The sequence below is a fragment of the Clostridia bacterium genome, from assembly GCA_024653205.1.
GTDB lineage: Bacteria > Bacillota > DSM-521 > Neomoorellales > SLTJ01 > JANLFO01.
This window is the reverse complement of the sequence record JANLFO010000011.1, coordinates 20,290-35,029: the sequence shown is the minus strand read 5'-3', so window position 1 is coordinate 35,029 and position 14,740 is coordinate 20,290. Positions and strand designations below refer to the sequence as shown.

8 protein-coding genes and 2 pseudogenes are annotated in these 14,740 nt (G+C 64.8%); all 10 read right to left on the bottom strand.

All coding sequences use genetic code 11. From position 1 onward, the window contains the following. Window positions 1-1,377 precede the first annotated feature (1,377 nt). Window positions 1,378-1,845: pseudogene (locus tag NUV99_07105) on the bottom strand (S-layer homology domain-containing protein). A gap of 835 nt (window positions 1,846-2,680) precedes the next feature. Beyond that, a pseudogene (locus tag NUV99_07100) lies at window positions 2,681-7,534 on the bottom strand (IPT/TIG domain-containing protein). 137 nt (window positions 7,535-7,671) lie between these two features. Continuing rightward, complete coding sequence (csrA, locus tag NUV99_07095) at window positions 7,672-7,911, bottom strand: carbon storage regulator CsrA (protein ID MCR4419875.1); 240 nt, start codon at window positions 7,909-7,911, stop codon at window positions 7,672-7,674. 20 nt (window positions 7,912-7,931) lie between these two features. Then, on the bottom strand, window positions 7,932-8,399 hold the full coding sequence (fliW, locus tag NUV99_07090; protein ID MCR4419874.1) for a flagellar assembly protein FliW: 468 nt from the start codon (window positions 8,397-8,399) through the stop codon (window positions 7,932-7,934). A 17-nt stretch (window positions 8,400-8,416) separates the two neighbouring features. Continuing rightward, window positions 8,417-9,316, bottom strand: coding sequence for a flagellar hook-associated protein FlgL (flgL, locus tag NUV99_07085; protein ID MCR4419873.1), 900 nt, complete (start codon window positions 9,314-9,316; stop codon window positions 8,417-8,419). A 16-nt stretch (window positions 9,317-9,332) separates the two neighbouring features. Continuing rightward, window positions 9,333-11,114 carry a flagellar hook-associated protein FlgK gene (gene flgK / locus NUV99_07080; GenBank protein ID MCR4419872.1) on the bottom strand — a complete coding sequence of 594 codons (1,782 nt, stop codon included), beginning with the start codon at window positions 11,112-11,114 and terminating at the stop codon, window positions 9,333-9,335. 19 nt (window positions 11,115-11,133) lie between these two features. Then, window positions 11,134-11,619: a flagellar protein FlgN gene (locus tag NUV99_07075; protein MCR4419871.1), complete on the bottom strand. Its 486-nt coding sequence runs from the start codon at window positions 11,617-11,619 to the stop codon at window positions 11,134-11,136. Window positions 11,620-11,666: 47 nt separating this feature from the next. Continuing rightward, the gene (locus NUV99_07070) at window positions 11,667-11,957 is read right to left on the bottom strand and encodes a flagellar biosynthesis anti-sigma factor FlgM (protein MCR4419870.1); all 291 of its coding nucleotides are present in this window, start codon (window positions 11,955-11,957) and stop codon (window positions 11,667-11,669) included. 141 nt (window positions 11,958-12,098) lie between these two features. Then, entirely contained in the window at window positions 12,099-12,680 is a 582-nt protein-coding gene (locus NUV99_07065; GenBank protein ID MCR4419869.1) for a CheB methylesterase domain-containing protein, read from the bottom strand. Continuing rightward, a complete protein-coding gene (locus tag NUV99_07060) occupies window positions 12,677-14,728 on the bottom strand; it encodes a chemotaxis protein CheA (GenBank protein MCR4419868.1) in 2,052 nt (683 codons plus the stop codon). The genes NUV99_07065 and NUV99_07060 overlap by 4 nt, the downstream gene beginning before the upstream one ends. Window positions 14,729-14,740: the final 12 nt, after the last annotated feature.

The following is a 14,740-nucleotide window of genomic DNA, read 5'->3' as shown; positions in this document are numbered from 1 at the left end:
CCAGTAATCACCGTCAAAGCGGCTCCAGCTGTCCAGCACCAGGCACCGCTCTTCCACTTCCTCAACCTCGCCCCGGTAGAAGGACCAGGAGGAGGGGTAGTACTCGGTCTGCTCCACGAAAACCGCGCCGGCATCCGCGGCCACGGCCACCAGGGGCCGATCGGTCTCCAGGCCGGCCGGATCCACGGCCCGGCCGGCCGCCAGTACCCGCGCCTCCTCCGGCAGGGTCAAACGCGTTCCCCCGCTCAGGGTGAGCACCCGGCGCCCCGCGTCCCAGTCCGCCAGGCGGTCCTGGTAGATCCAGGGCTCTCCTTCCCGGAGGGCCAGCCAGGCTGCCTCTTCCCGTCCGAACGGCTGCCCCACGCTCAGGAATACCTGGCTGCCCATCAAGTTCCTCAGGTCCTCCAGTTCGGCCGCCGTTGCCCCCCGATAGACCCGTGCCTCCGGCGAGAGCGCAAAGGCCCGCTGCCCGCCCTGGGACAGCCAGCGGCCGAAGTACAGCCGCCGCGGCTGGGAAACCAGCACCACCCGGTCCTGAACCAGCACCCCGGCCAGCCGCCCGTACCACAGTTCCTCCCGGGCCGCTCCGGCCGCCACCTCCACCCGGGTGGCGGTACTCGCCGGCGTGTCCGAAATGGTAATCCGAAGCAGGTCTCCCACCCGCAGTTCGGAAGGCGCCACGGCCCGGCTGCCCGAGACTACGGCCGCCGCCGGGGAAAGGTAGTAGCTCTGTTCCTGCCCCCCGGCCAGCACCACCCGCAGCCGGCTCCCATCCCACCCGGCCAGGTACCCGGTCACCACCCGGCCGGGCGTCTCGGCGTAGGCGGCCAGTTCCGGAACCGGCAGCTCCGCCGCCAATTCCTCCACCATGCCGCCCCGGAGCGAGAGCTCCACCTCCTGACCCGGCAGGAGATCGGACAGCCGGGCGGCACTGCCGCCCACGCTGATCCTGGCCCCCGGGTGCAGGGAGAGAACGGTCGACCGGCCGTTAATCAGCACCGTGATTTCCCCCCGGCCGGCATCCACCGCGGCCAGCGTGCCGCTGCTTCGCTGCGACTGCCCGGACAGAACCTCTGCCATCCGCACCGTGGGAGGAGTAATCCACACCCGCACCACCTGACCGGCAGACAGGGCGGAGGCGGTGCCAACCCTGCCCCCGGCTACCACCGGCCAGTCCGGGCCGGCGGCGGTTCCGGCCCCCGGCCCGGCCACCAGTTCCACGCTGTCCCCTCCGGCCGCAGCCACCTGAACCGTCAGGCGCAGGCCCTGGGCGGTCCGCACTTCATCCACGGCCGCGACCACTCCCTGCAGCACTTCCCAGCCGCGCGCGGGCAAAACCTCCGGCAGGGCACGATAAAGCAGGCTGGCCGCCTCCGCCCGGGTAATGGAGGCCTGGGGTGCCAGCGTTCTGCCCCTGCCGGCAAGCCAGCCTCTTTCCAGCAGGAACTCGAGCCCGCCCCGGTACTCCGGCCGGACCCTGGCGGCATCGGAAAAACCTGCCAGGCGCAGATTGCCCGGGCCCGCAGCTTCCGCAAGTCCCGCGGCCCGGGCCAGCCAGGCGCCGAACTCCTGCCTCTGCACCGCAGCCGCCAGATTGCCCTCCAGCCCGGCCCTCTCCTCCCGGGTCACTATTCCCGCTCCTTCTGCCCTGTCCAGCAGGCCGGTGCCGCGCGTCCCGCTGCCCGACAGGGAAAGTAACGCGGTCAGGGCCTCCTCCCGGCTGAGCGCCGCCTGGGGCCGGAACCGGCCGCCCTCGCCGGTGAGGACTCCCAGCGAAGCCACCCGCAGTATCGCTTCCCTGGCCCAGTGGCCGGAAAGATCGGAGTAGTTCAGCCGGGACGCCACCCGCGCCGCTCCGATCCAGCCCGAATAGGTCCGGGTCTGGGCCACGGCCTGCACCGGGAGGAAGAAGTAAGAGGCGAGGAGCAGGAGGAATCCCGCTATCAGACACCGCCCTTGGACCGCTCCAAGGCAACGCCTTACCTGCGCCACTCCGTTCCCTCCCCTACCTGGTCTCGGCCACGGCGGCGAAGATGCCGGTCAGGTTGCCCGCGCCGATTACCTGGGGCCAGCCGGGCGAGGGCTGCCCGCCCAGCCGCTCCCAGCCCCTTTCCGGGCGGTACCGGTACAGGCCCACCGTGCGGCCCCGGGCGAGGTTGGGATCGACGGCAACCGTAACCGGCGCGTAGCTCCCCAGATCAGAAAGCACGCTTCTGTTCCCTGCGCCCTCCAGCCTCAGAGTCAGGCGCAGCATCCGCGAGATCACCCGGCCCGGCGCCTGCCGGGCCAGATCGGCCGCCTCGGCCGCCGGCACCTCCTCCAGCTGCAGCACCAGCGCCGACTCTGCCCGCTCCGCCGAGCTCAGGCGGCGCGCTTGTGCCGGCGCGAACACGGCCGACGGGATCTCCACCGAATAGCGCAGGCCCACCACCCTGAGGCTGCGGCCGTAGGCGAGGGCCACGTCCACCGGAACGCGAAGCAACAGCCCGCCTGCGCCCGCGTGGGCGGTCTGCGTCAGGTCCAGCGTGCTGCCCAGGTTTCTCCAGGCGTAGCCGTTGGTCAGGGTAACATAAAGGATGTTCCCTTCCAGGCGCTCCTCCGGCACCGAGGCCTCATCCTCTTCGTCTTCCTCCGCCTCATCGGTCCAGGACCAGGTTTCCTCCGACAGCACCGAAATGCCTTGGTCGTTCACCGCCCGCACCCGGAAGAAGTACTCCTGGTCGGGAACCAGCCCGGTGGCGTAGTAGGTGGTGGCGGTGGTGCGGTCCAGGAAGGCGTACGGCCCGCCATCCTCCCTGGCCACGAAGATCTCGTAGGCGGTGGCAAACTCCACTTCCTCCCATTCCAGCTCCACGGTGCGCTCGTCAACCGGACTGGCGGAAAGCCATCCCGGCTCCTCCGGCGGCCCCAGGTACAGGAAGCCGTCCTCCAACACGGCGTAACCGCCATCGGGGTTCTCCACCCTCACGTCCTGCCGCCCCGGTTCTCCCGGAGGGGTGACAGCAGTGATCTGGGTCCCGCCGGCTACCCTGACTTCCAAGGCCTCCTTGCCGCCGATGCAGACCCTGGCCCCGGAGGCAAAGCCGGTGCCGGTGATGGTAATGGCCGTGCCGCCCTTTTTCGGGCCCCGGTCCGGCTCCACCCCGGTGATGGTGGGCACCTCGACCTCCACGTAGGTGAAGGCGTTCGGGGCGGTGTAGGCGCCGTAGGCGTCCTGGTCTGGGTTGACCACGGTGACATCGACCTTTCCCGGCTTCCCGCCGGGGGTCACGCAGGTGATCTCCTTGTAGCTGACCCACACGACCTCTTTCGCGGGGACGCCGTCGATGTACACCGCCGCCCCGCTGCGAAAGTCCAGGCCGTAGATGGTGATGCTGGTCCCGCCCACGTGCGGCCCCTTATTGGGTACCACCCGGTCGATATGGGGGCTGGATACGGGGGTAACGTAAGTAAAAGGCTTGTCCCAGGTATCGGTGCCGCCGTCGTAGTTCACCACCGTCACCGCCACCGTCCCTTCCGGGTGGGCGGGGATGAGGACGAGCAGGGTCTGGTTGTCGATGAAGCGCACCCGGCTTGCTTCCCTGCCGCCGAAGTACACCCGCGCCTCCTCCCGCAGGTCGGTTCCGCTGATGGTCACCCAGATGCCGCCGGTGGTTGGACCCTTGTCCGGCGTGACCCCGGCAATGGTGGGATTAGAAGCCGGGCTGGTGTACGTGAACCCGTTCTTCAGCACCGCCTCGGCGCCGTCGGGGTTCACAACCCGTACGTCTACCCGTCCGGCGGTACGGTGTTCATCTCGATAGACGTACACCCTTACGCTGCATAGGTCCTCTGTGATTGTAATCTCCTCCACCCTGAGTCCTTCCTGACCAAAGTAGACCACCAGTCCCGGCCGGAAATCCTCGCCCAGGATGGTTACGCGGTAGTCCCCTTGCTTTGGTCCCTGATCGGGATTCACCGCCGTAATCCTGGGAACCGAAGCCTGGTAGACGAAGTATCCGTCCCAGACCGCCTCGCCGAAGTCGGGGTTCACCACCCGCACCTTCACCTTTCCGGCGGGCAGAGCCGGAGCGACACACACAATGGTGTCGTAATCAACGTTTTCTACTCTTGCCGGGGTGTAACCAAAATATACCGTGAGCGGGTTCTCAGGGGTCCCCGGCTGGAAGTTGCGGCCATAGATAGTAACCCTAGTCTCCTCCATGGCCGGGCCTTCCGGGGGGTCCACCTTGAGGATCTCAGGTGGCGTGCCAGCTAGGACGTAGGTAAAGGCGTCGGGCTTCGTAGCCACGCCGCCGTCCCAGTTTACCAGGGTCACGTCCACCCGACCGGGCGGGTGGGGCGGAGTTTCGGCCACCACCCGGTCGAACTCCTCGCCCTCGATCACTACTTTGTCTAGGAGTTCTACCGAACGCGCGGGCAGCCCGTCGAAGTATACCTTTACTCCCGTGAAGAAGTTCTTGCCGGTGATCACCACCAGGGTACCGCCCTCGGTAGAACCCTTATCGGGGGTGATGTTCGTTATCTCCGGCAAGTAGGCGGGCCTCATGAACGTGAAGCCGCCCTTCTTCAGCGCCGTGCCGCCGTTGGGATCTAGCACGTACACGTCCACCGTGCCGAGATATTCGGGAACTACGGGGGTGTAGACCTTGAGCACGGTGCTGTCCCGCCACTCTACTTCGGCGGCGGGGTACGGACCGAAGAAAACATCCGAATACGGCAGAAAGTTCTTGCCCCGGATGATCACCGGGATGGACCGGTCGTTTGGCCCCTTGTCGGGGTAAATGGTGTCAATAACCGGCTCCGTCTCGGGCTCCAAATACTGGAAGCCAGATTCAAACACGGCGGCCCCACCATCAGGGTTCACGACCGTTACGGGGTACAGGTCCTTCGGCTGCCCCGGTATTTCTCCCACCTTGATGAGAGTAGAATCCTCTACCTGCACCTCTTGAGTATCGACTTCCTTCCAGCCGATAAACACCCGCGCACCCTTACGAAAGTCGGAACCGAGAACCAGTATCGGTATCCCCCCCTCCGTAGGGCCACGGGGCGGCACAACGGACTTGATTTCGGGGCTTGTCCGCGGACAGCAGTAGGTGAAGCCGTTAGGCAATTCGCCCCTGCCGCCGTCGAGGTTCTCCACTACCACGTCCGCCAAGACCCGTTTGTCCAAGTCTAACTCTATCCCCGCCGGAGGGAGGCGGAAGAGAAGCTCGTTGCGGCCCTTCACCTCAACGTCGTTACCTTCCGCGTACACTTCTTTCGTTACGGTATCGCTGACCTTTATCCGCAGCACCACCTGGGCGCCGGGGTAGAAGTCCTCGCCGGTCACGGTGATGATATTGCCCCCGTACACGCTGCCCGTTGCCGGGCTGACCCGGGTGATGCTGGGCTCGCTGTAGACGGTAAAGTACCTGTCTTTCCAGATGCCCTCTTTTCCGTCGGGATTGATCACCCGGACAAGGTACTTGCCAGGAATGAGATTGGGCGTCGTGAAGTTTATCACCGTAGGGCTCGTTACCTCGACGTTACTGAGGACATTGCTCAGATCACCGCTCTCTAACTTGACGACCGCCCCCTTACGGAAGTTTTCCCCCCTGACCGTTACTTTCGCCCCACCCCTCGTGGACACTCGAGAGGGCGAAACCTCCTGGACTTTTGGCGGGGGAAAGCCCGAAAGGACGGTAAACTCCAAGGGGTTGGAAACTCCATAAGGGGTTTCTATGCGCACCACCGCGGGGCCCGGCCTGACAAGCTTTGGCACCTGGGCCTCTACCCGCCAGGCTCCGGCGCCCAGGTCGGTAAGATTGACTCCTTCCATAGGGTAAAAAGTAAGGTTAGACTCATTCTCGGGCAAGCCGTTCGCGATTTTCGGCCGGACGAGGCCGATGTCCTCCGGACGGTAGGCCAGGTTGGTGGCATAAAGGTACACCGTCTCTCCCACGGTTCCCGATTCGGGCAACACGCTCTGCAGCCACGGCGGGCTAGAAACGTAGACGAAACCCCCGGGAAGCACCGCACGGGCGCCGTCCGGGTTGATCACTTCCACGTCCACCGCGCCAGCCGTGCCGGCCTTAGGTGTCACCACCTTGATCTCCGTCGGGCTGACCACCTGGACCTGGGACTTGTCGGCTTCTTTTCCGCCGAACCTGACGACGATCTCCTCCCCTTCGGCGGGGGAGCGGAAATCGGAGCCGTATATGGTCACCAGCGTTCCGCCGCCGGGCGACCCGAAGTACGGGTCAACCTTTTCGATCCGAGGCCGACTGGCAGGAATGGCGAATCGAAAACCCTGAGGCAACACGGCCACCTGCTGCTTGATTTGGCCGGATTGCTTGTAGGTTACCTCCAGGGTAACGTTGTAGACCCCCTCGGGCATCTGGGTGGGAGTGGTCACGGCGATGGTGTTGGCGTCCTCCTCTATTGGCTCAATCCCCGGGGTGTCGCCGAACTTCACCGCTACCACACGGGGGAAATCGCTCTCGGTTGACGGCAGGTTAACCACCTTCAGGGTGACCCTAAGCCCGCCCTCCACGCTGCCCACGTTGGGGGTGATGCTGAGGATGCGCAGGGCCTGCTCGGAAGGAACCACGGTCAGAGCCGCGGCCATGGTGGTCTCCCGGCCATCGGGGTTGCGCACCCTCACCCGGTAAAGGCCCGACGAAAGCCCGGAGGGCGCGCGGACCAACATGGCGGTACAGGTGAGGCGCCTTACCTCGCAGGTGTAACTGGCACCATCCTTTTCGAGGTACACAGCGGCAAAAACGGGTACATCGTCCGCCCCCAGAGAGCTACGGAAGTCCTGGCCGTAGACGGTCAGATCGCCCCCAGTGCTGGCTATCACGTTGGGCGAAACCGCGGTTACTTTGGGAGCGCTCTGAGCGGTACTGTATCGGAACGCGTCGGGCAGTCGCGCCTCCACGTAGTCATTCCCCTGGTAGACCCGCACGGTTACGGGCACGGGATTGCCGGTGTCGTACTCCGTTGCCGGATGGTAAACCTTGATCCAGTGACCGTTATCCGAGTCCACGTCTACGATTTGGGCCTCCTTCGCCTCGCTCCCATCACCGAAGAGGACCAGCAAATCTTGAGACTCTTGAAGCGGAAAGTTCTTACCGGCAATTACGGTAACAGTACCGGTGGACGCACCGCCGGCAAGGCTTCCGTAGTTGGGCGCCACATAATCGATGACCGGCCCGGCCAGATAGGCAAACTCCGGCTGTTGGGCGGCGGGGTAGCGTTGGCCGTAGATTATATTGGTTACCAACACCGGCACCGGCGCCGTGGGCAAGGGATCGCGGGGCGGGACTTCCACCTTAAGTTCGTTCTCGGAACGCTCCACTACCCGGGCGACCACGCCACCAATGGTGACTTCCACCTGCCCTTGAGCTTCGGTGGCAAAGTTGGAGCCGGTGATGGTCATTATGTAGCCGCCACCCATACCGCCTTGCTCAGGCTCGATGTCGGTCACTTCTGGCGTATGGTCTTGTGCCCGCACCGGCGAGGCGGGGATAAGAAGCAGGTTGGCCAGCATAAAGAAGAGCAACAGCAGAGCTTTTGACCGGGCCCCCCCGCGTATTCGCATTTCCTCCGGCACCCCTTCGCTGCCCCAACTAACCCGTCTGATCCCGCACTACACGTGAGGGCTTCCCAACTCTCCTGCCGTCCGCACTATTCTTCCTCCGGCGAGGAAGGCCGGGGGAGTTCCTGCCCCTCCGGCAGGGCCGAAGTGTGCGCCGCCTCCAGGTTGGCGCGCCTGATGGCCTCGTAGATTTCCTCCCGGTAGATGCTTATCCCTTTCGGCGCCTCGATGCCCACCCGAACCTGGTCCTCACCCAGGCCCACGATGGTGACGCGGATGTGCTCGCCTATGAGGATGCTCTGGCCCCGCCTGCGCGTCAGTACCAGCATGGCCGTATCTGCGCGCCCGGTCAGCGGCCGCACGCGCGGCCCGCCTCTGCCGCCCTGTCGACCTGGCGGAAGAGGCGGTGCCGGGTGGAATAGCCGCTGCCGTCCAGGATGGTCTGCAGGCCCAGGCGGGCGCGGAGGTTCAGGACCACCGGCGCCAGGAGGTTGGCGGTCATCTCCCGCACTCCTTCCGGCGGGATGGTGGTCACCGCGTAGACCGCCAGTTCTTCCGGCCCGGAAGCCTCAAGGAACCGGGTTTCCGACTCGCCTAATTCCACCGCGTAGTCGGGGAAGAAGGGAAAGGGATCCACCAGGAGGAAGGCCACCGCCGGATCTTGCACGGCCTGCAGCCAGACAAAAAGAGGATTGCCGGGGACGGGCAGCAGGAAGAATTCTTTGAGATGCTCGAAGCCCGGCACTCCCTGGGAGAAGCGAAGCAGGTCGCTCTCGGCGACCTCCAGTTCTCCGAAACGCTCGGTAACCACCCGCACTTCGCGCCGCCCCTTCTCTAGGTAAGATAGTCTACCAGGCTGGGCTGGATCACCTTGGCACCGGTGGCCAGAGAGGCCTGGTACACGTACTGGGCTATGCTGTAGTTCATGGCCAGCTCGGCCAGGTCGGCGTCCTCCAGGCGGGACAGCAGTTCGGTCATCTTGATCTCGCTTTCGCCGTTGCGCTCCACCGCCAGGTTCAGGCGGTTGCTCTTGGCACCGTAGATGGCCCGCATCTGGAGGATGTGGTCTATGTGTCGATCGACCTCGCCCAGAAGGGTACCGCTCAGGTCCTGCAAATTGGTGCCACTTTCTAGGGTCGTCTTGATCCTGAAAAGGGTATCGAATAGCTGGCTTTGCACGCCGCTAACCTTGAAGATCGTGCTTCCGGTCACGCCGATCTCCATGGTGACGTCCGGCGAGACTTCCCACACCAGCGCCGAGCCGTTGCCCCTATACTCTACCGCCCCGTTGACTCGTTCCAACGGCGCAACCGTAGTCTCCTGCCCGCCGAAAAGGAACTGGCCGGCGTAGGCGGTATTCCCGGTCTGCACCAACTCGTCGATCAGCTGGTCTACCTCCTTGGCCAGGGCCTGGCGGTCCGAGTCGGAAAGGGTGCCGCTGGCGCCGTAAATGGTTAGCTCCCTAACCCGCTGCAGGGTATCGTTGAACTTGGCCAGGGCGCTTTCCGAGGCGTCCAAAAACCCGATGGCGTCCTCCATGTTACGGGTGTGCTGCGCCTGCTCGGCCAAACCCGTGCGCAGGGCCATGATGCGGGAGAGGGCCATGGGATTGTCCGAGGGCCGGCGCACCAGCTTACCCGAGGACATCTGGTCCTGAAGCTTCTGCAGGCGCCCCAGGTTCGCCTGCACGTTATCCAGCACGGTGGTGGCCAGCATCCGGTTGGTAACCCGCATCGTCTCACGCCTCCTCTTACTGTGCCATCCGGTTGATGATCGTGTCCAGCATCTCGTCTACCACGGTGATGACCCGAGCCGCCGCCTGATAGGCGTACTGGTACTGGATGAGGTTGACCATTTCCTCATCCAGCGATACCCCGGAAATGGACTCCTTGCGCTGGTTCAGCTGCTCCACCAGCACGTTCTGGTTCTCCGCCATGCGCTGGGCCTCGTTGGAGGCCACCCCCAGCCGGGCGATGAGGTTCTTGTAGTAATCGTCAAAGGTGAAGCCGTCCAGTTCCGCTATCTTCTCTCGCCGAAGCTGGGCGATGGCCAGGGCGTTAGTGCCGTCACCGGAGGCCACCTCGTTTCTGAAGGTCACCGCGTAGGTGCCATCGGCTGGAGCACCGGACCCGCAGAGAAAGCTCAAGGTCTCGCCGGTTTCCTGATCCCCTACCGTGACCTGTTGGTCTGCCTCCCAGGTAGTGCTTCCGCCTACGTACTGCCAAGTAGTACCGCCGTCGGAACTCTCTTGTAACCGCAGCTGCCCTCCCGATACTTCCACCCGGTACAGGAGGCTGTGTTCAACGCCCGGACCCACCTGAGCGTCGCCGGCCAGGGAGTCTATCTCGGCGCGCCAAAGCCCAGCGGCCAGTTTCGCGGGGTTAGCGGCCAGATCCGGGTTAACTTCGATATTGCTCGCGTCTACGCTACCTCCGGTGCCGGCCACAAAAAAGTCACGATCACCCAATTGGTCTAGACCCAGGCCTCGCCGATGCTGCGTGTTTACCACCCCGGCTAAACCCGATGCGAACTGGTTGAGGTCAGACAAGTACCCCTGCACTAAGATGTCGCGGGCGTACAACAGCCCCTCCAGTTCCCCGCCGAGTGCCCCCGCCACGTCCTGGGGCAATCCTACGTCATTTCCCGCAACATCCTTTTTCTGCCACTCGATCCCGCCATCCTCGCCCACTTGCAACTCGTGGACGAACGCCTTTGCACCCCAGTCCACAATCGTCACTTCTTCGCCGGGGTCGTAAACGCTGTCGGCATCCGCGTCTATATATCCGGATTGGAGTCTAACCCTTACCGCCCCGGTGTCAACGGTTTGGCCTCCGTGATCAATGGTCACCGGTTCCACGGTGATGGCGACGATCTTGCCCAACTGGTCCAACAGCAAATCGCGCCGGTCCAGGAGGTCGTTGGGGGACATGCCGGCCGCCGTGATGGTGAAGATCTGCTGGTTGAGGTCGGCGATCTGCCGGGCCAGGGTGTTTATCTCTTCCACCTTGAGATCGATTAGCTCGTTGAGGTCGCTCCTGAGGGTAGTAAGCTGCTGGTGGGTGTGGCGCAGGGCCTCGGCCAGGGCCTGGGCGGTCTCGATGACCGTGGTGCGCACCGGCATGCTCTCGGGGTACTTGCTCAGTTCCTGCCAGCTATCCCAGAACTGGGAGAGAAGGGTGGACAGGCCGGTCTCGCTCGGCTCCATGAACACCACTTCCACCTGCTGCAGGGCGTCGCTGCGCTGCTCCCAATGCCCCAGGGCCTGCAGCTCGTTCCGGATCTGCCGGTCCAGGAAGGTATCGCGGATGCGCTCGATAAGTGCCACTTCAACGCCGGTGCCGATCTGCCCGGCACCTACGGGCATATTCACCGAGGGCACCGGCCAGGGAGTGGTGGTCTGCATCACCGCCCGCTGGCGGCTGTAGCCCTCGGTGTTGGCGTTGGCGATGTTGTGGCCGGAAGTGTTCATCGCCGCCTGCTGGGCGGTCAATCCCCGGCGGGCAATGTTCAGGGTAAAGAACAGAGAAGGCACTCCTTTTTCACCTCTACCCCTAGACTACGGTGTTTACCCGGGTCTGCTCGGGGGCCACCTTTACCTGCCCCTCGTGGTCGTAGCCTCCGGTACCCGCGCCCAGCAGCGCCAGCACCCGGTTGATGTAGGTCAGCGCCTGCTGCACCAGGGCCCGGTTTATCCGGTTGAGCTCCTTGAGCTCCTCAAAGCTCCGGCGCAGCCGCTTCACCGCGTTCACCAACTCTTCTCCCCCCGGACCGACCCGCTCCGCCAGCCCCTGGAGGGAGGATTCACCCTCTACCAGGCCCAGCTGTCGGGCCAGCTCCAGCTGGAGGGACAGCCGGCGCACCTCCAGTTCGCGCAGCTTGCGCCCGCACTGCTCCTGCTCCGCAATCAGCGCACTCAGACCGGCCAGATCTTCTGCTTTCAGGGCTCTGGTCTCTTCTCGCCCCAGCTCGATAAGGCGCCGGATCAGGGCTTCCTGTTCCTCCAGGAGCCCCATCAGCCCCCCCAACAAATCCGGCAAGGTTTCCAACCTCCCGTCCCCAAGGCGTACCGCCGGGAGCCCCGGCTCTAGCGCCGCTGCCGGGCGATTTCCTCCAGCATGGTCCCGGCCAGCTTCTCCGGCTCCACGGCGTACTCTCCTTCTGCCACCTTCCGGCCCAGTTCTCGCACCACTTCGCTGCGGACGTCCGGCAGCCCCTTCAGGCGGGACAGCATCTCCTGACGCAGCCGCGCCTCGGCCGAAACCCGGACTTCGTCTGCCTGGGCCCGGGACCCTATACCCCGCGCAGACTGAGGCCCCGTCTCCTCCACCGGATAAACCTGCTTGGGCTTCACCGGGCCCCGCCCTTCGATCTTCACCGTCGTCACCTGCCCCGGTGCGTTCTCCCCCGGCCCCGGCCGGCGGCGGGCGCCGCACCCCGCCGCTTCACGGCTCCGGCCTTTTTCCCCGTACTAAATGTGCCGCCGGCCGAGCCTTCTAGTAAGGTTATCGGCCGCCCCCTAAGTCTTCTTTAGCACCAGGGAGACAATTGCGGCGGCCATTTCTTCCAACCCCATCACCAGGTCGGCCAGACCGGCCTCAATTGCTACCCGGGGCATACCGAAAACCACCGACGAGGCCTCATCCTGGGCCAGTATCAGGCCGCCTTTCTCCTTAACCCGGGCCAGGCCCTTGAGGCCGTCCTTGCCCATTCCGGTAAGCACCACGGCCAGTACTTCCTGCCCGTAGGCTTCCGCCAGGCTGTAGAAGAGTACGTCGGCCGAGGGACGAAAGGCGCCGGGCACGGGGCCGGCCTCTCCAACCCGCACCTTTACGTCTCCCTCGCTTCGTACCACCCAGGTCTGGCGCCCGGCGGGGGCAACCAGCACCTGCCCGGGCAGTACCGGCTCGCCGTCCACCGCTTCCCGCACCGGCAGTTCCCCCAGTTCACCCAGGCGGACCGCCAGCCCGTGCGTGAACCCCGGGGGCATGTGCTGGACTACGAAAACGGCTGCCGGAAATCCAGCCGGCAGCCGGGGAACTATCTTCTGCAGGGCGGTCGGGCCGCCGGTAGAGGCGGCGATGGCGACCGCCCGGATCATGCTGCCACCGGCCCAAGGCGGCCGCCGGTCTGGGCCAGCAATCCCCGCACGTCCAGGATGAGGGCCACGCTGCCGTCCCCCATGATGGTAGCCCCGGCCAGGCCGGGGATACTGCCCACGTACCCGCCCAGAGGCTTAATCACGATTTCCTGCTCCCCGATGAGTTCGTCTACCACGAACCCCAGCCGCTTCTCGGAAATGGCCGCCACCACTACCGCCATTTGCTGACGCTCCATCTCCGCGCCGTTCTTCACGCCCAGCACCTCGCCCAGCGAGAAAAGGGGCAGTACCTCTCCCCTTACCACCACCACCGGCTGCCGGTGCACGTACTGGACCTCGCTCCCCGAGACCTCCAGGATTTCTACCACGTTGGCCAGGGGGAAGGCCAGCACCAGACCCTCCACCCTGACCAGGAGGGAGCGGTTAATGGCCAGGGTAAGCGGCAGCTTGATGGTGAAGGTGGTGCCCCTGCCCGGCCGGGTGGAAATATCTATGGTGCCGTTTATGCGCTCCAGGTGATTGCGCACGATGTCCATGCCCACGCCCCGTCCGGAAACGTCAGTAACCGTCTCGGCGGTGGAGAAGCCGGGGAGGAAGATAAGGTTGAGGACATCGCGTTCGCTCATCCGCGCCGCCTGCTCGGCGGTGACCAGGCCGCGGCCGATCGCCCGCTCCCGAATGGCGCCCGCGTCCATGCCCCGGCCGTCGTCGCTCACGGTGATCACGATCTGGTTCTCCTGGTGGTAAGCCTTGAGCTCTATGGTGCCCCGCCTGGGTTTGCCCAGCCTTTCCCTCTCCTCCGGCGGCTCGATGCCGTGGTCGATGGCGTTGCGCAGAAGGTGGATCAGCGGGTCTCCTATCTCTTCGATTACCGTCCGGTCCAGTTCGGTTTCCCGGCCTTCCACCACGAAGTTGACCTCCTTGCCCGCCTTCTGGGCCAAATCCCGCACCATGCGCGGGAAGCGGCTGAATACCTGCTCCACCGGGAACATGCGCGCCTTCATGATTTCTTCCTGCAGTTCTCCGGTTATTCGGCCGATATGCACCGAGATCTCCTCCAGGGTTTCCAGAAGGCCGCTGCTTCCCAGGCGCCCCTGCAGCGAGGCCTCAACTTCGGCCAAACGGGTACGGTCGATTACCAGTTCGCCCACCAGGTTCATTAGGTTGTCCAGCCGCTGCACATCTACCCGGACGGTTTGGCCGCTGCGGGCGTCCTCCGCCCGTCTGGCCGCAAGTTCCTCCTTCCCGGACGGGGAAGCCTGGGCCACGGTCGGAGCCTCTACGGCCGCCGGCTTCTCTTCGCCCGCTTCCAGGTTGACCGCCTCGACCGCAACCGAGGCTATCTCGGAGGTGGACTTGACCACACTGGCCGCCACGTCGGCATCCTCCCGGGTAACCAGCACGAAGGAAAGGGTGCGGTCGAACCTCTCGGCCTCGATGTCCTCGGCCGGGGGCACGGTCTTAATGATCTCTCCGATCTCTTCCAGGTTCTTGTAGACAATGTAGGCCCGGGCCGCCTTCATGAGACAGCCCTCCTCCAGCGTCACCACCAGATGCCAGACGCGGAAACCCTTAAGGTAGGCCGCTTCTACCAGATGCCGCTCCACGTCGTTGAGGTCGAGGTCCGCCCGCGTACCGGCCGCCGACTTGGCCACCGGCCGAATGTCACCGCCCGCACCGCCGGTCAGGGCGCGAAGCCGCCCTACCAGGTCCTCCACCTCCACCGTCTGCTCCCGGCCGCCGCTCACCTCTTCTTTCAGCTCTCGCAGGACGTCGAGGCAGGCCAGCAGCACGTCGACTACCCGGCTGGTAACCGCCAGCCGGCCCTGCCGAAGCTTGTCCAGTACCTCCTCCATGGCGTGGGTGAGCCCGGCCAGCCGCTCGAAGCCCATGGAAGCGGCTGCCCCTTTAATGGTGTGGGCGGCCCGGAAAATCCGGTTCAGAAGCTCCAGATCCTCCGGGTGCTCCTCGAGAAGCACCAGGTTCTGGTCCATGAGCTGAAGCTGCTCCTCGGTTTCCTCCAGAAACAGGCTTAGGTACTGGCCCATATCCGTTCCGGC